The organism is Coriobacteriia bacterium, from assembly GCA_018368455.1.
In the GTDB taxonomy this organism is placed as follows: Bacteria; Actinomycetota; Coriobacteriia; order Coriobacteriales; family UMGS124; genus JAGZEG01.
This window is the reverse complement of the sequence record JAGZEG010000005.1, coordinates 91,203-112,715: the sequence shown is the minus strand read 5'-3', so window position 1 is coordinate 112,715 and position 21,513 is coordinate 91,203. Positions and strand designations below refer to the sequence as shown.

Here is a 21,513-nt window from a genome sequence, read left to right as displayed (position 1 = left end):
ATGGAGAGTCCTATGGATAAACCAAAAACTATTAATGACTACTCAACTATAGTACGTAAATCAAAGAACGTCATCTTTCACGGGGCACCCGGCACCGGGAAGTCCTATCTCGCAAAACAGATAGCTGCAGACATCGTCAGCGACGGCACGTGCGAGAAATACGAGGACCTCACAAGCGAGCAAAAAGAAAGAATCGAGTTCGTGCAGTTTCACCCGAGCTATGACTACACCGACTTCGTCGAGGGCCTGCGCCCGATGGTGAACGACGACGGGTCTATGGGCTTCGAGCTGCGTGACGGCATCTTCAAGAGCTTTGTCGATCGCGCCCGAAAGAACTGGGAAGACTCGCACAAAGACGCGAACGAACTGGCAAAAGAGCGGTCCGCGCAGGAGGAGATGAGCTCGTTCTTTTCAAGCATTGAGCTGGGATCAACGCCTTTCAAGATAAAGACGGGAAAAGAATTCGTTATCACTGACGTAGGCGAACGACTCATCCATGTATTTATCCCTAACAACGCATCATCCAATCGAAAAACTCTATTCACATCTTACATTCCCAGGATGCTCGAGTCTGGTAAGGATTTCGAAGGACCCGGAGAAGTTGCCCTCTTCTTTGGGAAAAACCGTCAGAACAGCAGTTGGTCATATTATTGGGGCGTGTACCATGAGATATGCAAGCGCCGCGTGAAGCGGCAACACGCCGCGAGCACCTCATCCGGCACGATCCCTCAACTCGAGTCCTATGTCTTCATCATCGACGAGATTAACCGCGGGGAGATCTCGAAGATCTTCGGCGAGCTGTTCTTCTCGATCGACCCGGGCTATCGCGGTGAGTCGGGCGCGGTGTCGACCCAGTACTCCAACCTGCACGATGACTTGAGCGAGCGCTTCTACATCCCAGAGAACGTGTACATCATCGGCACGATGAACGACATCGACCGCTCCGTGGACAGCTTCGACTTCGCCATGCGCCGCAGGTTCCGCTTCATAGAGCTCGAAGCTGACAGCTGCCTGGATGCACTAAAGGGCTTGGATGCAAAGGAATATCAGGATGCCATTGATCGCATGAAATCCCTGAATAAGGCGATAAAAGACACCAGTGAGCTGGGTCGGAACTACCAGATAGGCGCAGCATACTTCAAGAAGTTGCAGGAACTCAAGCCCAATGAGCTCTGGGAGGACTACCTCGAGCCGCTGTTGAGGGACTACGTCCAGGGAATGCCCGACGCGGAAGAAGCCGTGGAGGGATTCAAGGCGGCATTCTCCTCCAAACAGAAGAAGCCCACCACAGGTGACAGCGGTGCATCCAATGAGAACTGAGGACAACTCCAGCAAAAAGAAGGAGGAGTTCCTAGACAGCATCCCTCACCTTGCGCAAGCAGTCGCGGACAGAACCCTCAGCCAGCTTGAGAAGGACGGCGTTTTTGTACTTCCGGAGGCGATAAGGAACGCCGAAGATCTTGAGGGGAATGCAGAGGTTCTCCAAAGCATAGACGGCAACTATCGCACAGGAAACGTGATGGGATTCCTCGGCCTAGGGGAGGAACGTCTCGTCATATCGTCGCGCTTCAGTGGCAAAGACGGGCGCGACAGCTTCCTGCAGTACATGATTGCCAGGGTGTTCGATCTTCCCAATATCATTGACCTGCCAACCGACGCCAGCCTGAGCGGAAACCTGTTTGACTACCTAGCCCTGTTGCTCCCCCGCTATCTGAAGCGAGCGATGCGAAAGGGCCCCTACAAGGAGTATGTTAGACGGCTGCACAACGACGCCAACGTACGCGGTGCGATAGACATTGCCAGGCACATCGCAAGCAATACTCCCTTCGTCGGCAAGATCGCCTATAGCCAAAGGGAGCTGTCCTACGACAATGACCTGATGGAGCTCGTGAGGCACACCATAGAGGTTGTCAGGGGAAGGACCTATGGCGAGGCTTTGCTCTCCAGAGCCAGAGATGAAGTGGCCCTTGTCAAAAAGCTGACACCCGGCTTCTCTCCCCGCGATACCCGACGCGTCATCGAGGCCAACAGAAAACATCCCGTGCGCCACGCCTACTACCGGGACTATCGATCACTACAGCGTCTCTGTCTTCTGATCTTGCAAAATAGAAAGCACCTGGTCGGGACGAGCGACCAGCAGATATATGGCGTGCTGTTCGACGGCGCGTGGCTCTGGGAAGAGTACGTGGCGACTCTAATGAGAGACGCCTTCTATCACCCAAAAAACAAGGGACGTGGGAAAGAGAGGAACGGCCAGCAGCTCTTCTGGGGCGAAGAAAGCAGAGAGAAGGGGCTAATCTTCCCGGACTTCATCGGCAGAGACAGTGAAGTCCGGGTGATCGCTGATGCGAAGTACAAACCGGCCAGCAACATATCAGGCCGCGACTACCAGCAGCTACTGGCTTATATGTTCCGCTTCGACGCGAAGACGGGCTACTATCTCTACCCATTCGCGCCGGAAAAAGAGAAAGCACAAGACGTGACCCTGCATCTGAACAGGGGAAGCACCTTCGAGGAGAACGTCGAAGCCCGGAAGGACATTGTCGTCAAGAAGCGCGGGCTGCAGATACCGTCGGGCGATTGCGACTTCAAAGAGTTCGCGAAGCGTATGCGGGAAAGCGAGGGGGAGTTCTTGGTATAACAAATCCGCCACGAGCATGATCTCGAGTGGGACCTTCTTCTGAGCATCGTCAGATGCCGCCCCGCGCATCCCCGGGTACCATCCCAATCTTGATGGCACCCGGGGATGGAGGGCCCATGCAGGGCATCAGGCCAGCCATCCTTGAGCGCCCTCCCAGGAACGCAGCCGCGCCGGCCAAACGCCGTCAGTCGTCTCGGCGGGGCAGCGGATAGGCGGCCTCCTCCAAGTCGTCAAGGGCCGTACTCAGCGCATCCAGGTCGCCGGAGCGCAGGGCCACGAGTACCGCCTGGGCAGCGGGCCGGCAATCGAGCCCACCAGGCATGTCATCCTCCTGGCCACGGGAGATCGCTTCCGCCTCGTCGAAGCACACGTCGATCACCGTGTCCTCGTGCTCGGCAAGCATCAGGAAGAGGGGCTTGCACCACGCACGAAGCTCAGCGTCGACGGTGGCCGAGGCCGGCAGGACCTCACCCGCCAGCTGGTGCAGCGCCTCGATGCTGCGCCGGCAGTCGGTGAGCCATTGTGGGTCGCAGGAAGGATCTTCCTCCGACAGAGCATAGCCGTTAGGACGAGCGGTCATCAGACGGCACCGCGCAAGGAACACCATCTCATCGCGATCCAGCTTCCTGCGAGGTGGAGCGGCACGTCTCGCCCCCTCCTCCTTCTCAGGAGGTTCGTCATTCGGGCCCTCGGCAGCGTCCCCATCGTCCTCATCCGAACACTCGTCATCGTCTTCCGAAGAGTCTGCGGGGTGTTCCCAATACTCGTCATAGTCAGGGCGGAACCCATCCTCCCACTTGCCTGCATCACCCGCCCCGGGGAACAGGTGGCCGCCCATGTCGTAGTTCCACGGAAACATGGTGCGATCGTACGCCACGAGCGCGTCCTCCACGGCTTGCTCGCTCCCCGCCTCAAGCGCCGCGAATATCGCGCGAGCGGGGTCTCCGTAGAAGCGATCGAACGACTTCTGGTAATCCTCGCCGTAGTCGTGGAAGCCGAGGATTTCGTTGGGAGCCAAGATCGTGTCACGGAAGATGAGCGGATGCTTCGCGTAGGCAGCGATCAGTAGGTCCTTCCAAGCGAGCATCTCTCCCTCCATGTCAAAGTTCTCGTCGCACGCAAATCGGTGTAGAGCCGCAAGACACTCGACAAGCCTCCGGCAAACCTTAGGCTCCGCGGCCTCTGCGCCCATGAGCACGCGATATGCCAGGCACTCAGACGCCCGGTTGCGGTAACGCATGGTGTCGGTATACCCTTCGGTCGCCACAACGTCGCTCGGACTAATGCGCCCGGCCCGCAGCAGCTCGGCGACATCGGGCCAGAGGGAGGCAGCGATCTCGTCGTAATCCCACTCGTGCAGGAACTCCATGCTCACGATGCACGCATAAGCAAGCGCCTCCTGATTCGTACGGATCTCGACGCCAGCGCCGAGTGTGCCTAGCTCCGGGAGCAGCCCGAACTCGCGACAGACCGCCAGCATCTCCTCAGCGCTTGCGTCATCGTGCACCCTCAGCACGCCCCGCTTGAGCGTCAGAAGATGCAGCGTCCCGTCGGGGTACACGCGAAACGCATTCGCACGCGACCTCAGGTAGCGCCTCCGGGTCAGAGCGTCGAGACCAGGCAGAAACGCGTCGATGCGCAGCTGCGCGGTCGGCATCGCAGACGAGAGCGGCACCATGCCCTCCCCGCGCGTTGCCCCCGCCGCTTCGAGCATATCAGGAAAGCGCAGCTCTTCCGGGAGCACCGCCTTCTGCACGTCAGGCAGCCAGTATCCGAGGCCCCACGTGAAGTCCCTCATGCGATGCTTACGAGCCCGAGGGCTCGGTGCATGCTCGCTAGGATCTTGGGCGGCATCCGGCTGCACATCTTGCGACGCATCGGGCGCTTTCGAGTCCGACACCGGGCTTGCCGGGTCCACGGAGCCTACAACCTCTGGGTGTTCGTCTTTCATCGGCACGTCGTCTCCTCTCTAGTCTTCCAAATACCCGACCATCTTCCGGGCCACGTCTTGCTCGGTTCCTCCTCGCCAGAGACATCTGGCTCATCCAATGGAGCCATTCCTGCATCGCAGCATGGGGCAGGCTGTCCTCTCCAGTGTTCCACGACGGCTTGGATCTCCCCCTGAGATTGGTAGCACCCCTGGACATGCCGCGGTTCCTCGTCTGGGCCTGGGAGCAAGAGCAGCATGTCCCCGAGCATCCGCAGAAGCTCCGCACCAGAACGTCCGATGAGGCGCTTAGATTCGACACTGTTATGCCGCTTGAGGGCGACGTGGCAGCTGAAGCCAGCGAGTATGGGTTCCGTAACGATGTCAGGGCGTGCCGATTGGCTGGACAGCACCAGATGTACGCCGGCGGTACGACCCAGCCGGGCAATCCGCACAATTGAGGTCTCGGCGTCTTCCTGAGCCGACATTATCAGGTCGGTCAGCTCGTCAACGACCATAACGATGCTGGGCAGGCGCTCCAGAGGGGAATCCCGCTCCCCGAGAGAGCCGCGGTCCACGAGATCGTTGTAGCCTCTCAAGTCGCGTACGCCAGCGTCGGCGAATACCTTGAGGCGCCGATCCATCTCGGCGACACACCACCTCAGCACAGAGACGGCCCAACGCGCGTCGGTAATCCGGGGCGCGAGAAGGTGGGGGATGCCGTCATAATCCCCAAGCTCGACCTTCTTAGGGTCCACCAAGATGAGGCGCACCTCATCAGGGGTCGCCCGCATAAGTATGGACGTGATAATCGACCTGAGCATAGTGGTTTTCCCCGCGGCAGTCGTGCCAGACACCAGGAGACTGCCCAGCTCAGCAAGATCAATGTGAACGGGCTTGCCGTCAAAGTCAAAGCCCACGGCGACGTCGAGCGGACCGCCGTCAACAAAGGGCAGCACGTCACCAAGTCGGACAGGCGACAGTTTCCCGGATAAACTGAGGTCCCGTGGCGCATACAAGCTCGACACGGTGGAGAGCAGGTGCGGTCCCGCCCCGCCCTTTTCCAGCAGGGAAGGATCCGGCAATACGTAGTGACTCATAAGAAATCTCCCTTCGAGAAATAGGTCAATACTCGCAGGGCGTCGGTCCGCCCCAGGTGGGTCGAAATGTGGCTCCGCAAAACAGAACCGCTACGCACACCAGCTTCCAAGGGCGTCCGAATCCCCAGCCGGCGCCACAAGGCGGAGTCCCTTGCGACGAGGAGCTTCGCGTGATGACCCTCCGGATGCGATAAACAGCCCGCCGTAGGTGGGTTCGGACCCGGGATCACCTGCACCACCCTCCACGAGAGACAGGCTGGGACCACTCACCCGAGCCCCGCCCGAGGGGCCCTCCCCAAGACCGGGACGCAGCACGTACCCAGCAGCGCCGTCCTCGTCCAGCGTCGCCTCCAACAAACCCGCCCGCGCAAGGCCCTCCAGCTCCCAGCCCGCCTCGGGTCTGCCGAGCCTGAAGGCGCGTGAGACATCGAACGCGGTGACGGGGCGAGCCTCGCTGGCCACATAGGCGAGGACTGCCAGCCCCATCCCTGATGCCGGCGTCTCATACATCCACTCCTGAATAGAAATGTTCATTGCTCCTCCTTTGCCGAATAGCTTGCGTTTCTTCTGTTGTGCATTCTCTAGTTATTACTATGTTGTTAGTCCAAATATATCACTCGCGCAAACTTGATGTCAATAGTCTCTACTGCTCACATAGACGTCATAACTTGTAAGCCTATAATGTCTTGCAGGGTTTCTGTCGCACGGTTAGGATAGCGTATGCAACTGTGGTTTCCGGTTACCTCATTCTTGAAGAAGGAAAAACGAGAAAGGAGCGCACATGTCCACACAACCAGGAACGGTCGTATCCGCGCCAGAGCGCCCTGTCAGCGAGTTTCACGCGACACTGCACTTCACAATCGAGCCGAACTGGGAGCACATGTCGCAGATCATATGTGCCGTCAACATGATAAGCGGCACTGTCCAATCAATCTATCCATCCGGCACCGAGCAGCTGCCCGATGGCTCTTGGGACCTCTCGTTTGTCGGCAGGCAGTCGACAAGCCTGGAGCGCAAGCCCAGCGACGCAGCGAAAGATGGCGACGACGAGAAGAAAGACGGCTCTGGAGAAACCCCCGTTGAGCAGCCCAGCGAGCAAGAGCTGCTCAACGAACGCCTCAAAACATACCTTGAGGAGACCTTCGCACAGCCCGTCGTTGTCACGTCGCTGCATCCAGGACTCGCAAACCTCGCCGATGTCGAACTCTGCTCGATATTGAACGACTGGCAGCGCAACAGCTACGGAGGGAGGATCAGCGCAGAAGAGCTCCGCCTTGGACGTCGACACACCGACGCAGACGCCTTCCTCACGACCGACACCGACACCGCCTACTTCACGCTCGACATGCTCTTCGATAAGGGACCAGACCTTGACACGCTCGCAACGTGTCTCAGCTACGCGAACGCCGTTTGGGGCAACGGCTTTCTCATCGGGCCGTATGACGCATCGCGCGAAGATGACGGTTCGCTGTGGATAAACTTCGTGGGCAGCATCAGGCCCCGGTTTGGCGATTATCGCTTTCGCAGGTCGGAAGCCGTAGCCACGTCCTGGATTGCCAAGACGGAAGAGCGCGTAAGCGACTTCTTCAAATGCGCCTGCCAGCTCAGCCCGCTTGAGGTGTCTCCCGACAAGCCCGAGAACATGAAGCTAATCCAAAAGCGCCCCAGGCGCAGGTTCTTTGGCCCAGAACCCATCACCAAGGAAGGCCTCGAGCGCCTGATCGATGCGAACAGCACGCAAGGTCAGGCAAGGTTCGACAGCCTCGTGGGAATGGGAGAGGTCAGGCGCCAGCTTGAGGAGATAGCCGCATACGCCGCAGGCTGCCCCACCGACCAGCGCCCCTGCCTGCACATGGCATTCCGCGGCAACCCCGGCACCGGCAAGACAACGATGGCGCGCATCTTCGCCGACCTGCTGCGCGAGCGCGGCGTCATCAAGAAGGACGCCCCGTTCGTCGAGACTGACCGCGAGTCGCTCGTCGGCCAATACGTGGGACAGACGGCCGTCAAGACAAAGCTCGTCGTCGAGGAGGCCCGCGGCGGCGTGCTGTTTATCGATGAGGCCTATGCGCTGGGAATGTACGAGGGCGGACATGACTTCGGCGAGGAGGCGCTCGCCACGCTCATCAAAGCCATGGAAGACAGCCGCGACGAGCTCGTCATCATCATGGCGGGCTACACAAAGCCGATGGACCAGATGATTTCGAAGAACCCAGGCCTGCGCGACCGCATCGGCTTCTACCTCGACTTCCCCGACTACACAGCGCCCGAGCTCACGCAGATCCTCGAGGGGATGGCCACCAAGGAGGGCTACGCGCTGGACGACGGCGCGCGCGGGGCGCTCACCGACTCGTTCGGCCGCATCCTCGCCGCTCACATGCCCGACTTCGCAAACGGCCGCGTGGCCCGCAAGGTCTACGAGCGGATGCGCATGCGCCAGGCAACGATGCACGAGACGAGCAAAGACATGGACGCGGACGTTGTGAGCTCCGTCTTCGCAGACCCCGACATCCGCGCGATGACCGGAAAGAAGTCCGGCAGCAGCATCACCGTCGGTTTCGCCGCATAAGCGCTCGGTAAGGGGCGCCGGGGTGCGAAATAAGCATTACTAATCGGATAGGATAGGAGGCTTGTCCATGCTAGACTCGTTAACACCTATATCGCTCTGTCCATCACCTCCCGTGGGAGGAAATGAGGCAGAGCACTCTCCCCGAAGGAGCCGCCTCGTGCGCATCTCCGACATACCCGGGTTGAGCGTCATCTCCGGACGCCACCCCACGCGCTATACGAAGAAGTCTTCCGCAGGAGATGCGCGAGACAGAGGCAGTTCGGCAGGGTCGGAGACCGAGCGCCCCGCGCACCCCGTCATCCGCCCAGCCGCCATAGCCGACGGCATCATCGACGTCGCCTCCCTCAGCGCACCAGACGGCTTCGAGGCGCCCGAGGCTGGGCCCTTCACGCAAGAGGGGGACGTCGTGCTCGAGACGTCACTGCCATTCGCGGCCGCCTATGTCGGACCGGGGGACGAGAGCCTGTTCGTGCCGAACACCTGCGTTTTGCTGCGCCTCGACGAGGAAGGACGCCGGCGCTACGACCCGCTGTACATCACTGGCTTCCTCAACCTGTCACTCACCAACGAGCTGCTTCGAGGCAGGGCCACAGGCCTGCGCGGCCTCGTCATGAACAACAGGCTCGTGGGCGAGATCGACATACCCGACGTGCCGATCGACGTGCAGCGCCGCATCGCAAGGCTTGTCGCGGCTCGTCAGAGCGAGGTACGCGCCCGCCGCCAGGTCGAGCGGACCGAGGAGCGTCTCGTGACGGCGGCTTATCTGAACTGTGATGAGGTGCGCACGGCGCTGGCCGGGGACAGCTCAGCGGGTGTCGAGCCCCAGGCCCGCGCCGACGCCCAAGCGAGGAGGGACTAGCCATGGAAGCCCCCACATCGATCGCCCGTGCGCTCGCCTTTCTGCGCCAGGGCAAGCCGTTCCCGCTGCGTCTCGAGGGCGGCGTGCTGCGGGCGGCGCATCTACTGTGCTTCCTGCGCTACGTCGAGGACAACGCCGCCGAGCTGGGGCTGCGCTTCGAGCCCACTGAGATGCTCTCATCTGTGGGCCCCGCCTACGGAACGGCGTTCTTCCCGCCCGAGAAGCTGGCCAGCCACGTGGGCGCAATCGCCGGCAGGCTCGGCATGGACGGGCGCGCATTTGCGGGATACGTCAACGCCATTGCGTCCGAAGACATGCGTGCAGCCCTCGGGCTGTTCGACCTCGCAGACGGCGATCTGAACCTGGCCACGCATCCCGAGGCCGGCGACGAGGCCAGCTCCCTGTTTGCGAGGGCAGGTCGCCTCGGACCTCTTACGGAATCGGCATCCTCGCATGTGACGGGGCTGCTCGTGGCCGGCATTGCGCGCAGACTCACCGTGGAAGCCGGCGGGACAGACTGCGTCGAGCCGCGGCAACCCAAGCGTAGGAAGGGGACAACCGCCCCGCAGGTCGTGCGCGTCGTCGACCCCATGTGCGGCCAGGGCGGTTTCCTCCACCAGAGCTGGGATGCCCTGCGCGAGGCACTGCCCTCGGCAGAGATCCAGCTGAGCGGATGGGACACCGACGCCACGGCCATCGCGTTGACCTCGATGCGCCTGCTGCTTGCGGGATACCGCGGGCCGTTCGCGGGAGTGCGCATCGCCAATCCTCTCGATACGCTAATGGAACTGGGCGGGCCCTACGACGTCGTCGTGTGCGAACCCCCATACGCGGTCGACGCGCCAGCAGGGACCGACCTCAAGTCGACCGACGGGGCATCCAACTGCCTGCGGCTTTCCGCGCGCCTGCTCAAAGGTGGCCACGGCGTCGGCATAGTCGCCACCTCGTCGCGCGCGCTCAGTGGCCCGGTCACGGCAATGCCGACCGAGATGGCAGACAGGCGGGGCGCGCTCGTGCGCAACGGGTGCCTGTACGCCTGCGTCGAGCTCACCCGGCGTCTGCCGACCACTCGGCTGAGCATAGACAGCACCGCACTCTGGGTGCTGCGCGGCACGGCCGACAGCGAGCCTGCCGCAGACAGCGAGCTCGTATTGCTCGCGCGTCTCGACGGCGACGGGCTCGAGCGCGAGCGGCCAGGCTTCTACGAGGGGCTGGTCGGTGACGAGCCCGAGCAGGAGCGCGAGGCTGGATGGCTTGTCGATCTGGTGGCCGAGAGGCGCGAACTGCCCTATCTGAGCGCGCGAGTCGCCGGGGAGCGCATCCTCGCGAGCGAGGAGCGTTCGCTGCGCCTGACAGACTACGTCCAGACGATGGACGTGGCCAGGCGCCTCGGAGCGGCCGGCGATCTCACCGCAGCCAGAGAGGAATACCGGCAGGCTCGCGTGCGACTCGAGCAGGCGCACGCCGAGTTCGACGCGGCCCTCGACGAGCTGGTCGCCGGACAGGACGGCACTGCGGGCAAGTAGCCGAGCGCACCGGACAACGGCGCGCGAGCGCCAACAAATCTAACTTGTAACTACCCCACATACACAGAGGGAGATATTCGCATGGACATCAACCAGCAGGGTGAGACTATCGTACGTATGGCGCAGGCAGTCCAGGAGGCACAGGAGGCCTTCGAGGAAGCGCAGAACGCATATCAGGCGAAAGTCGCCGCCATCGCTTCGGGATGCGCAGCTCACGGCCTGGACGGCTGGGCCCTCGACATAACGCCAACCGAGAAGTCGTTTGATCGGCTCGTCGAGACGTCGGCCTATCTCCCCGTCGGAGGCAGCGACTGGCAGATCCACGTCGACTTCCGCAACGGAGATGATTTTTCCCTGGCGCTCTACACCTCGAGCTCCGTGCTCCCCGTCTGGCAGCCACTCTTCGCAGCAGGCCTATACGCAGACGACGATCCCTCCGAGATAGGAGGCGTCGTTGCCCGCATGCAAGACGGCGTGCGGGTCGCCAGTCTCCTGTTTGACACCATGGTGCGGCGCGGATTCTCCAACGTCGGGGCCGGGAGCAATAGCCCAGGCTTCAGCGGCGCCCTGCTGCTCGCGCATAGCTATGTGTGCGATATTACGTACTCCGAAGACGCCGGATATCAGCTTGGCCTCATCATGAACGCATGGCAGGGTCTCAAGCATACGGAGGCCGAGGCGAAGCATCTCCTTCACGTCGGCGAGCAGCTGGTGCCGGCGGCAGTCGAGCAGGCGATGGCACACCATCCCGGCGTCTCCCTGGAGCAGGACGGCGAAGAGTCTCGAACCCGCGTCGACGAGACGGGAACGTCGATATCCGTCCCGTTCCCGACGTTCACCGCGACGGACCCCGAGGAGGCAGCTGAGTTCCTTAAGGAGCTCGCCACCGCTCACGATGCGCTGCTCTGCGCGGAGATACCGGCGGGGAAGTAGGACGGCGGGCACCGGGCGGGCAGGCCGGGGCTGGTCCTCGCGCGCATTTGGGTAGCCTGGTTTGCCCGCCGTTGCCGTACGTGGCGAATACCGGTGTCGGGATTGGCCATTTTGCGGCTAAAGCCGGCATCGGTATTCGCCATTTTTTGGCTGATCCCGATATCGGGAATCGCCAAAGGGGAGTTACCCTCCGCAGCAAGGGCGCAATCCCCGGCCGGGCCGTCGCCCCCTCTTCAAGCTGCATGCCGAGCGCGTTGAGGCGTAGCGGACGGGCAGGAGGCTTAGGTGTCATGCGCGGGGGCGGGCCCACGCCTACGGGGGACGGCAGGGGCGGGACATAAGATGCGGAACGTCAGCGCGCACCAGGGCACAAATCGCGGTTGTGCGCGATCTTGCAAAACGACGGCTCAAAAATGGGCGCGGATTTCGGATGTGCTAGGTTTGCGGAGCTTACTGCAGCTACGGTGAGTGTCGCCATTTGAAGAAACCGCAGGTAGACGAGCTACGGACAGTACACTGGCCACGAGACGAACGCCAGATCGCCGCGCAAACCTCGCATAGCCGTCAATCGTGCCCATTTCCAGCCCTCAGTTTTACAAAACCCCGCACAACCGAAAGAAACGCCCCATAAGCGAGGACAGACACCGCCGTGTACCACCCGCGCCGCGGCTGTCCGTAAGGATACTCGGAAACCCTCGCCCATTATGGGCAAGATAATTATTGGCATGCCAATAATAGAGAGAGGCCCGAGCGCCCCGAGAGTCCTTGGCACAGTTGGTTGGCACGAAAGGCGTATTCCACGTCACAACAGAAAATCCCGGGCGCAAATTAAAGGCAGACAATACGAGAGTAACCAGCCAAAAGGCTTTGCGAGGGGATGCCACCACCAGAAGTGGCACGCTACCCAAGAAAGGATCCGCCATGCCAATTCCCGAGCAGGTGAAGTTTCATCAGGTCGTCTTGCGCTCGCTGCAGTATGGCGGGGAGCTCACACTCAAAGAGGTCCAAAACTACGTTGCCGCCGAGTTCGATCTCACCGCCGCCGATAAGAAGTACCGCACAAAAGGCGGCAACGTTGTCTATGCCATGAGGATCAGCTCGTCGCTCTCGCTGCTCAAAGAGGCCGGCTTCATCACGTCGCCGCGGCGATCGGTATATACGATCCTCCCCTCCGGCAGAAACGTGCTCAACATCGAACTCACGCCGGAGTCCTTCTATAAGCGCGCCCAAGAAGAAGCCGAGAATATCAAGAACGGTCTCGTTTACAGTCCCCGAGCGACCTCATGCGACGTCGTCGAAGTCACGCCAGAGAAGCAGATCTTCGTCGCCGCTCGCAGGCAGCGGGAAGAGCTCTCCCGCAACTTGCTCGACGCCATCATGGGCATTCCGAGTCCTGAGGGCAATTACTTCTTCGAAAAGCTTGTAACCGACTTGCTCGTCAACATGGGCTATGGCGAAGGCCAGGCAACCCAGGCATCAAACGACCGTGGGATAGACGGTATCATCAAGACCGATCCCCTCGGCTTCAACCCCGTCTACATTCAAGCCAAGCGCTATGCGGCCGACAACAAGGTTGATCGTCCAACTATCCAGTCCTTTGCCGGGGCGCTTGGAGCCGTATCGCGCGGCGCCTTCATCACGACGTCTTCCTTTACGCCGGCAGCCGTCGAGTACGCGCGAACCTACCCGCACGCCGACATTGTGCTCATTGACGGCGCGAGACTCACAAGCCTCATGATCACGTACAACCTGGGCGTATCCATCAGCGAGACCATCCAAATCAAGCACATCGACACAGACTATTTCATGCAAGCGATGGGAGAACGAGAGTAGAAAACAAGCTTCCAGTCAAAGGCATTTCTACTGGACGAAGCGCCTCGCTATTCCAAAGCGCACCGGGGAGTCGAGAAACACTCGGCTCCCCGGCCACGAGGCTGCAGATGACCCAAAAGGATCGATCTTATGAGGTCATCTCGATGTAACGGTCAAACAGGATCTGTAGGCGCTCGCCATTTGACTTGCATGGTTTGCGCGCACCGAACGCCACGTCGACCACCTTATCGAGTTCAGCATGCGCCTTTCTCAGGTCCGCCGGCATGAATGTTGGGTCATAGAGGTCCGCAAGCGATTGTCCCGGGTGATTCGCTCGAGCAGCAAGAACAGTCTTGCCGGCATCGATCACGCGCTGGCGAGTCTCGCCATCGAGTGTGGGCAGAGGCAGGTTGTTCCAAACGACGGTGTTGCTGAATCGATAGTCCGACTTGATGCGACCGCCTATCGCATCTTGCCAGGTCATGAACATCGACGACTCGATAATGGCGAAACTAAAACCATCGGGGTCAAGACACGTATAGATATTATTGCCCGCGATAATATCAGGAAAATACCAGTCGCAAGTAGAGTATTCGCGCCGGCCGCTAAACACACTCGGAATGGCAAGATACTGCGTGTCAGGCTGATGGTTTTCATCGAAAAGCCAGGCCGTCGATGCCTTCTGACGTGTAACCGCCTTCTTGCTCAGCAGTCGCATCTCTCGAACAGCTTCAACCCGGTCGGCGATAAACTTCAAACGCTTCATATCACTCGGCTTGGCATCCACCAGCCACAAACACCAGCGATCGATACCATTGATGAGCTCCCTTCCCATACGGAAGGGGCGAACATACGGAGCAACCGCGGGATCGGCCATGGCCTCATCGTAAGAGGCCCGATCATTAATGATGAGATGCCCACCGTCAGTCGGCTTCGACCCGAAAGAAGCCGGAGCAAGCTCGGGGCTCAACGGCTTCGATCGCTTCCTGACAAAGATGTTCGGACCGTCGATGAGGTAGCCGTTAATGTTTTTGGCAGCATGCTCAACTGGATCGCCGTTGATGTCGGCGTACTCGAAAAGTCGGGGCTTGACCTTATCGTCCTGGGTCATCCCGACGATGATCACATGGACGTGCGCGAGGTCATCGGACTGCGCATCCCACGCAAATGTGCGATGGGCAAACGCGATGCGCCAGCCTTCTGCGAAGAGGGGTTCGAACAGCATCGGCACCGGCTGCCCCTGGCATACGCTGTTCGTTGAAACGAATGCAAACGCAGGGAGCGTCGAGCGTCGAGCGTCGAGCGTCGAGCGTCGAGCGTCGAGCGTCGAGCGTCGAGCGTCGAGCGTCGAGCGTCGAGGAATTCTGCAGCCTTCCAGTGCCAGGCAGTCGCGTAATCGAGATATCCGTCGTAATGCTCGCCAAACACATGTCTCATGTCGGACTTTTGCTCATCGCTCATGAGGTACTGGCCCACAAACGGCGGGTTGCCCATCACGTAGCTGCACCTCTCGGCAGGCACAACATCGTTCCAATCTATACGCAGGGCATTCGCTTGCACAATACACCCGTAGTCCCTCAGGGGGAGTTCGTCATACACGCGCTGGACGATCTTTGCCGTGTCGGCATCCGCCTGCTTCTCGGCAATCCACAGGGCCGTCCGCGCCACGCAGCACGCAAAGTCGTTAATCTCGATACCGTGGAAGTTCGCGAGGCTCACCCGGACGGGAGACTCCTCGATCTCCTCGAAGGCAAAGTGCGCATACTGGTCCTTCTGCTGCTCCTGCAAAATCCTGTTCTCAAGCCTCCTGAGCTCGAGATACGTCTCTGTGAGGAAGTTGCCCGATCCACAGGCCGGATCAAGAAAAGACAGCGAGGCGAGCTTGTCGTGGAACTCGTTGAGCGCCTTCGTCCTCGCGCCTCCCGCTTCTGGCTTTTGCAGAATAGCGGAGAGCTCAGCCTTGAGACCGTCGAGAAACAACGGGTCGATAAGCCGGTGAATGTTCTTGGGACTCGTGTAGTGCATGCCACCTGACCTGCGGCTGTCGTGCGACAGCGCACCCTCGAATATGGAGCCAAAGACCGTCGGCGACACACCTGACCAGTCAAACTCCTGGCACCCCTTGACAACCAGGATCGTGCGCAGCTCCTCGCTAATAGTCGGAATCTGCACCTTCTCGGCGAACAGCCCGCCATCCATGTAGGGGAAGTCCTTGTAGGGACCAGACTTGAGATCAAACGGGTCGCGCTCGTCATCGGGCGTATCCAGCCACACGAACAAATCCGCCAGAGCCTTACGCATACGCCCCGCCGGCGTGTCCCTCAGGAAGTTGCGGAAGGCGTTCGAGGGAATCAGCCCATTAGCATCTTCGCAGAACATCAGAAACATCAAACGCGTGCAGATAACCGAGAGCGCATGGTGAACATCGGGGTCATCGGGGTCCATGAGCGTAGCGAACGACGCAGCAAGCTCGTCGTGCACCTTTCCCATGATCTCTCCTGCCCGCACGGAGACCTCATGCGAGAGGGCCACTGTCCCGGAGCCGCCCACAAGAAACTCAAGGGCGCCGAGGTTGCGAGGCAGCTCGCCGAGCGCAATCTCGACAGCCGGGCCCCTCAGGCACATCGGGTCCATGTTGCGGTCGTAGATGCGCAGCGTCGAGAAGTTGCACGTCATGACCCACCGAGGCTGCTCATTGAACGGCAGGGCCTCCACGTAGCCCATGCACTGTTCGACGGGCGTCACCATACGGCCCTGGCGCATTTCGGGCTTGTCAAGGTCAATGCCAGCGCTCTTCTGCTCGCACAGCGCAAGCGCGCCCTTGCCATCCGGGCGCTTTACGGTAACGTCGGCAAAGCCCTTGGAGCTTCCCGCCGCCGTGTCGACTCGATCCTCGAACTCCAGGCGTCTCAGCGCGGCCTCATCCCCTAAGACGTTCTGGAGCAAATCGATCCAAAACTTGTGAGTCTCTCCTTTCTCGTCGCCACGGCCCGACCAATACTTGACGAACTCTTCCGCCGCCTGCCGGCTCGCTTTTGGCATAGATCTCCTTTCTCGATGGCGAAGCCTCCACCCGTCCAATTATCACACCGCAGAGCCAGGTCACCAGGGCGGGAAAATGCCCGCCTCGAGCTATGCCAGCCGTTTGAACAGAGCGCGCCACAATTCACGCATTGATGTGCCCCCCGCTCGCATTGAGGACGAAATCCATATCAGTACCTGCTATTGAGGTTACCCATCGTCGGAAGGTTTATCGGAGCAGGTAACCCGCCTCTCACTCCAGCCCGTGCGCACGACGCCACTCGGGGTTGAGCGGCGTTGGGAGCGCCTCGAGGGCGGCCTCGACGCTGGAAGCAGCCTCGGGCACAGGCCCCGCCTCGCCCGCGGCCTCGCGCTCGGCCTTGCGGCGCTTAGCCTCCGTGAGCGAGACGTAGCTCGTGTGCCGGGAGCGTGCCATCGCCTCCTGCCACGACCGGGGCGGCCTGGAAAACGTCTTCTTCTCGCCGTCGACAATGATGTAGTCGTCGTTTGAATCCGGGAAGGCAAACTGCCCGTTCTCTTTCTGATCAGCCATCGCCATTCTCCTCTCGCCATGGGCGCCCCTCGGCGTCCTTCGGTTGCTAACAGCATAGTACTATCCATCTAGTACATCAACTGTTGACAACAAGCAAGTCCTATGCGTATAGTTATCTCGGCGCCATTCACAGGCGTCAGACACTCACCACGCAGGCCATGCGCATCGAGCGCAGGGGCCTCGCACCCACAGACATGGAGACTCATACAGTCGCACCGCAGCCCAAGTCCACCACCCCCGACCAGCATTCGAGCGCAGACGGCACGCCCTTCGCTTACGGCATCCCCAGATCCCTCGACTGGCGCTCCCGAATTGACAAAGACTCCCCGCTGGCCATCGATCCGAACCAACCCGTCGAATACGCCGTAGTTTGGCGGACTTTCAACCTCAAGCCAGGCCCCTCTTCCCAAACGAAGGCACGCACAAGCGACGAGAAGGAAGGGAAGAGCCCCCTACCTTCGGCGCTCCGCTTTCCCTCCATGCTCATGGAGACTCGCGTCCCCAACCGCATCCCCATGCCACTCGAAGAGGCAATCGTCCGCGCTCAGCGCGGCATTGACGAGGCGCTTCCGGACATCTCAGACGACGCACGCGAGGACTTTCTCGCCGACCACAGGCTGCTCCTCCTCGCGCTCGTGCCCAGCGAACGCGTCCGGGCCGTCGAGCTCAAGGGCGGCAGGCTCGCCGAGGTCCCGCTCCCCACTCCCGACGCGTTGTGGGAGCTGGCCCAACCCTGGGAAAACGAGCTGAGGCCAATCAGCCTCATGAGCGGCATCCCCGGCGGCCTCACGAGCGAGGAGGCCCTCGCCTATCTCCACATAGCAAGCGGCGATACCGAGTTCACCGACGAGTGGTATGCCCAGACATGGGCCGAGGTACGCGAGCTGCTGCACGCCGGGACGATCGGCGTCCCCGACGTCATGGCAACGGCCGTCTGCACGATCGTCGCCGACGGGCGCGACCGACCGGGAGAGTGCCGGGCCTTCCACGAGCTCGTCACACGCCAGCTCGCCGAGCCCCACTGGGCTGACATGGAAGTCGACCTCGTGTCCTCCCTGCACCGCACCGCCCGCCCCGGCCCCCGCGACACCGTACGCGACGCCCTCGCCTGGATCGCCCCACTCACCGAGCTCATGGCCGAGCCCCCGTATTACGAGATCCTATGGAACACCATCGAGGCGGAAGCCGAGATGATGGGCATCCACGACCCCTATGAGTTCGAGCACGCCAACTGGAGGCAGGCACGCGCCGTCATTCGCGCGCTCGACGCAGGGGACGTGGACGCCGTCAGGCAGGCTCTCGACGCCTACGAGCGGGAGGCGTCATGGTCTGACAGGGGCGACGGCTGGGCGGAGCGCCCCAAAGACCCCAAGAGCCCCGATGCCCCGCTGGACTGGCTGCTCACCCGCGAGGCGGCGGACAAGCGCGAGGGGATGCCGGAGGGCCCCGTGCTCCCCGACAACTGGAATACGCTGGGGATGCCGCCGAGCCTGTGGTTTCCCGAGGCACTCGACCGTCATCTCCCCGATGGCGACGACCTCCCCAGCCAGGGCGATCTTGAGCGCGCCCTAGCAGGAGCCCAGCGCGACATCGACGAGGGGCTCGAAACGGCAGACGAGGTGGTGCGTCGTCGCTACATGGCGAGCCGGGCACGCCTGCGCGTCGTCGTCAGCGACGGGAGCCTTCAGCTGGTCACGCTGGAGAAGGGCCAGCTGCGTCTGGCGGACACCGAGGACGCCAGACAGACTTTGGATGCCTGCCGCGCCTTTGGGCTGCTTCCTCCAGACGAGCCAAACGAACCGGATCAGATAACGACCGGCCAGGAGGCGATGGCGTACTGCCACCTCCTCAGCACTCACATGCGAAGGGGCAAGCGAGCAGAACGCATACGCGCGGGGCTGTGGCCCCCCGTCGCCGCCCTCATGCGCTCTGGGCAGATCGGCGCGGCGGACGTCTTTGCGACGCGGGGAGGCTCACTGGAGATGGCCGGGCGCGACCGTGCGGCGGAATGCCTCGCGTTCCATCGGCTCGTGAAAGAGCGGGGACTCGAGTTCGAGCAGGCCATTGACATCGTGGAGGTCATCGTCGCGCTGCACCTGCACGTCGCCGAGGAGCACTACCCGCTCGTAGACGAGGCGCTCGCCTGGGCAGGCCTCATCACGAAGGCAAACGAGCACTACAACGCGACCCTGGCCTATGCTCAACTGGCTGCGGAGTGCATCGACCAGTACCGCCCCCTACCGCCCATGGACGGGCCGGAGCCCGCCCCCGACGACCCGCGCCCCTCGTACTTCGCCGTGTACGCCCGCGCGGCGCTCGACGCCTTGGCAGCTGGGGATTTTTCCGCACTCGAGCGAGCGCTCCTCGACTGGCGCGACGTGTTCTCGCCTCTGAGCGTCGCTCGCTACATGCGCGACCCCGACCAGCAGGCGGAGATCGACGCAAGGGTAGCCGAGCAAGAACAGGAGACGAAGGATACCCCGGACGAAGGGGACAAGACCGCTTCGCAGTCTGAGGCCGACGACGAGGGGAAGGGCACGGCCCCCTCTCAGCGATGAGTGCCCGCATACCGTGGGGTGAGCGGCCCGAAACCGACGTGCAGCTCACCGCCGGGGACGCCCGCGCCGTCATAGCCGCGTACGCAGAGGCGAGGGAGGCGCGCGACCAGAGCTGGTTGCGATCGGGAGCCGCCTGCGAGCGGCGTCGCATCTGGGATTACACGGAAGGCCTTCTCGACCAGCTCGACAAGCACCTCTCGAACGAGGAGGGCCGGCTCACCCAGGACGGCCTGGAGCGCATCGCTCGCACAGCGCTCCCCGATGGCTACCCAGCGCTCCTCGTGGACGCGCAGCGCATCCCCCTGATACGACGGGCCGGGGACCTCGAGTTCTTCTGTCTGCTGCTCTCGTGCGGGGAGGTTAACTCCATCAGCATAGCGTGGCATTGCGCCGACTGTTTCCTGGGCATTCCCAGCCTGGGAGCCCTGTCGACGCGCAACATCGACGAGGTAGGCGTCGACCTCTCGTTCGTTCGTGACGAATTCCCCTGCGGCATGCTGCTGAGCGGGGCCAGGCTCGGCATCGACGCCCTGCGCCGGGAAGACCCCACCTTCCTGAGGTCTGTGGGTCCGCTCTCGACGGACGACTGGAACAGCATCCGGTGCGCCCTTGGCGACGTATATCACCTGCGCCTCGCACGCGTGTACCACAGCCGGCTCGACCAGTGGGCAAACGGAGACCGCGACGCTTGCGCTGAGCTCGTGCGCCCCAGCACAGATACCTCGGCGGGGCAGAGCGCAGCTGTCATGGCCCTTTGCCACCGCTTGATACGCCGGTATGCGACAGGACAAGGAATGGTCGAGCTGGCGCCCGAGGAAGAGGGGCCCGACGATGCGGCAAGCCTGCTGAGAATGGTCGGCGACGCGCTCATCGAGGCCGGCTACAGCACCTCCTACTACGATCCCGAGAGTGGGGAGTTTTCTTAACGATGGACACGGATACGAAGACAGCGGCCACGCGCAGCGCATCAGGCAGATCGGCAGGCTCCAGCCTCATCCTCGCCATGTTGGAGTCACCCGCAAACGGGAACGCTCCTGGGCTCTCAGAACACGTCCCCTGGCAGGACGCCCTCAGCGTCATCCGCGAGCACGCAAGCACGAAGCGGCACTGGGCTAACATGCGCGAACGCTACGGGATCAAGCAGCCCCCACAAGCAGAGCTCCCCCATCACCGGCGTGGATCCGGCAGGGGAATCCCCTTCGAGAGAGAGCCCTTGGAGAGCGTCGATCGGCGTGTGGCCTCGTTCCACTCGACTCTGGTTGCGCGTGCCCTTCCATGCATCGCGAGGCTCAAGCCGGGGGACTATCCCGACGAGCTTATCAACGCAGGGACAGTCCCTCCCGAGCGCCGGGCCGGCGGTCTTGCCAGCGAGTGCCTAGCGTCCGACACGCTCTGGGGCCGTCGAGAGGACGATCCCCTCGTCGTACATGACGTGGCGTGGGGAATCGTCCGGCAGTGCGTCGAGAGCTTCCTGGGCGTCCCCGGTTATCGCGTCTGGCGCAGCAAGTCGAACAGCGAGCCGTGGGTCGTGGGGCTCACTCTCGTGAGTGGGAACAGCCCCCACAACAGGGCGCTGGACGACGAAGCCCTAGGCATACAGGCGGCCCGCGAGGAAAAGCCGGAGCGTTTCGTGGACGACCGAGATTACGGGGAGCTCAGCGTGGATGACTGGAACGAGATCCGGCAGTCGCTCGCGGGGCTGCTGCACGCACGCCTGCTTGCCCGCTCCGTCGAAAAGCTGGAGGTCATCAGCGAGAACCGGGACGCCCCGGGAGACATCGAAATCCGGGCAGACAGGCCCGACAGCACCGCAGCCCTCAATCGGGGTGTCATGGCGATATGCCAGCAAACCATCATGTCCTATCTCGGCGTGGAGACGTCTCGAGCGCTTCTGAGCGGAGAGTGCGGCCTCGCCTGGATACGAGATGCGGTGCGGGACATACGTTCAGGCCTCGTGGAACTTGGCTATGCCACAGAGTCCGTTGGAGTCCACCAGTACGGCTGGATCTAGCCT

13 protein-coding genes and 1 pseudogene are annotated in these 21,513 nt (G+C 61.8%); 10 read left to right on the top strand and 4 right to left on the bottom strand.

Annotation, left to right across the window (positions count from 1 at the left end; genetic code table 11):
* Entirely contained in the window at window positions 1–1,320 is a 1,320-nt protein-coding gene (locus KHZ24_04495) for an AAA family ATPase (protein ID MBS5450456.1), read from the top strand.
* Window positions 1,301–2,641, top strand: a complete 1,341-nt coding sequence (locus tag KHZ24_04490) for a hypothetical protein (protein ID MBS5450455.1) — start codon at window positions 1,301–1,303, stop codon at window positions 2,639–2,641. Before KHZ24_04495 ends, KHZ24_04490 begins: the two co-directional genes overlap by 20 nt.
* A 184-nt stretch (window positions 2,642–2,825) precedes the next feature.
* Here KHZ24_04490 and KHZ24_04485 read toward each other — a convergent pair whose 3' ends face one another.
* Both KHZ24_04485 and KHZ24_04480 read right to left on the bottom strand, forming a co-directional pair.
* Window positions 2,826–4,439, bottom strand: a complete 1,614-nt coding sequence (locus KHZ24_04485; protein ID MBS5450454.1) for a hypothetical protein — start codon at window positions 4,437–4,439, stop codon at window positions 2,826–2,828.
* Between the two features lie 149 nt (window positions 4,440–4,588).
* Entirely contained in the window at window positions 4,589–5,668 is a 1,080-nt protein-coding gene (locus tag KHZ24_04480) for a hypothetical protein (protein ID MBS5450453.1), read from the bottom strand.
* A gap of 781 nt (window positions 5,669–6,449) precedes the next feature.
* On the opposite strand from KHZ24_04480, the gene KHZ24_04475 reads away from it, so the two are divergent.
* From KHZ24_04475 to KHZ24_04455, 5 genes are all read left to right on the top strand, one after another.
* Window positions 6,450–8,237, top strand: coding sequence for an AAA family ATPase (locus KHZ24_04475; protein ID MBS5450452.1), 1,788 nt, complete (start codon window positions 6,450–6,452; stop codon window positions 8,235–8,237).
* A 157-nt stretch (window positions 8,238–8,394) separates the two neighbouring features.
* Window positions 8,395–9,096: a restriction endonuclease subunit S gene (locus KHZ24_04470; GenBank protein ID MBS5450451.1), complete on the top strand. Its 702-nt coding sequence runs from the start codon at window positions 8,395–8,397 to the stop codon at window positions 9,094–9,096.
* A gap of 2 nt (window positions 9,097–9,098) precedes the next feature.
* Window positions 9,099–10,622 carry an N-6 DNA methylase gene (locus tag KHZ24_04465; protein MBS5450450.1) on the top strand — a complete coding sequence of 508 codons (1,524 nt, stop codon included), beginning with the start codon at window positions 9,099–9,101 and terminating at the stop codon, window positions 10,620–10,622.
* 81 nt (window positions 10,623–10,703) lie between these two features.
* Window positions 10,704–11,555: a hypothetical protein gene (locus KHZ24_04460; GenBank protein MBS5450449.1), complete on the top strand. Its 852-nt coding sequence runs from the start codon at window positions 10,704–10,706 to the stop codon at window positions 11,553–11,555.
* A 1,086-nt stretch (window positions 11,556–12,641) separates the two neighbouring features.
* Window positions 12,642–13,388 carry a restriction endonuclease gene (locus KHZ24_04455; GenBank protein ID MBS5450448.1) on the top strand — a complete coding sequence of 249 codons (747 nt, stop codon included), beginning with the start codon at window positions 12,642–12,644 and terminating at the stop codon, window positions 13,386–13,388.
* Between the two features lie 127 nt (window positions 13,389–13,515).
* Here KHZ24_04455 and KHZ24_04450 read toward each other — a convergent pair.
* Together KHZ24_04450 and KHZ24_04445 are read right to left on the bottom strand one after the other, a co-directional pair.
* Window positions 13,516–16,409, bottom strand: a pseudogene (locus KHZ24_04450) (SAM-dependent DNA methyltransferase).
* 232 nt (window positions 16,410–16,641) lie between these two features.
* Entirely contained in the window at window positions 16,642–16,941 is a 300-nt protein-coding gene (locus KHZ24_04445) for a hypothetical protein (GenBank protein MBS5450447.1), read from the bottom strand.
* A gap of 479 nt (window positions 16,942–17,420) precedes the next feature.
* Between KHZ24_04445 and KHZ24_04440 the strand changes: the two genes are divergently transcribed.
* The 3 genes from KHZ24_04440 to KHZ24_04430 are packed head-to-tail and all read left to right on the top strand — an operon-like array spanning window position 17,421 to window position 21,510.
* On the top strand, window positions 17,421–19,499 hold the full coding sequence (locus KHZ24_04440; GenBank protein MBS5450446.1) for a hypothetical protein: 2,079 nt from the start codon (window positions 17,421–17,423) through the stop codon (window positions 19,497–19,499).
* A complete protein-coding gene (locus tag KHZ24_04435) occupies window positions 19,496–20,425 on the top strand; it encodes a hypothetical protein (protein ID MBS5450445.1) in 930 nt (309 codons plus the stop codon). Before KHZ24_04440 ends, KHZ24_04435 begins: the two co-directional genes overlap by 4 nt.
* 2 nt (window positions 20,426–20,427) lie before the next feature.
* Entirely contained in the window at window positions 20,428–21,510 is a 1,083-nt protein-coding gene (locus KHZ24_04430) for a hypothetical protein (protein ID MBS5450444.1), read from the top strand.
* The last annotated feature ends 3 nt before the right edge of the window (window positions 21,511–21,513 follow it).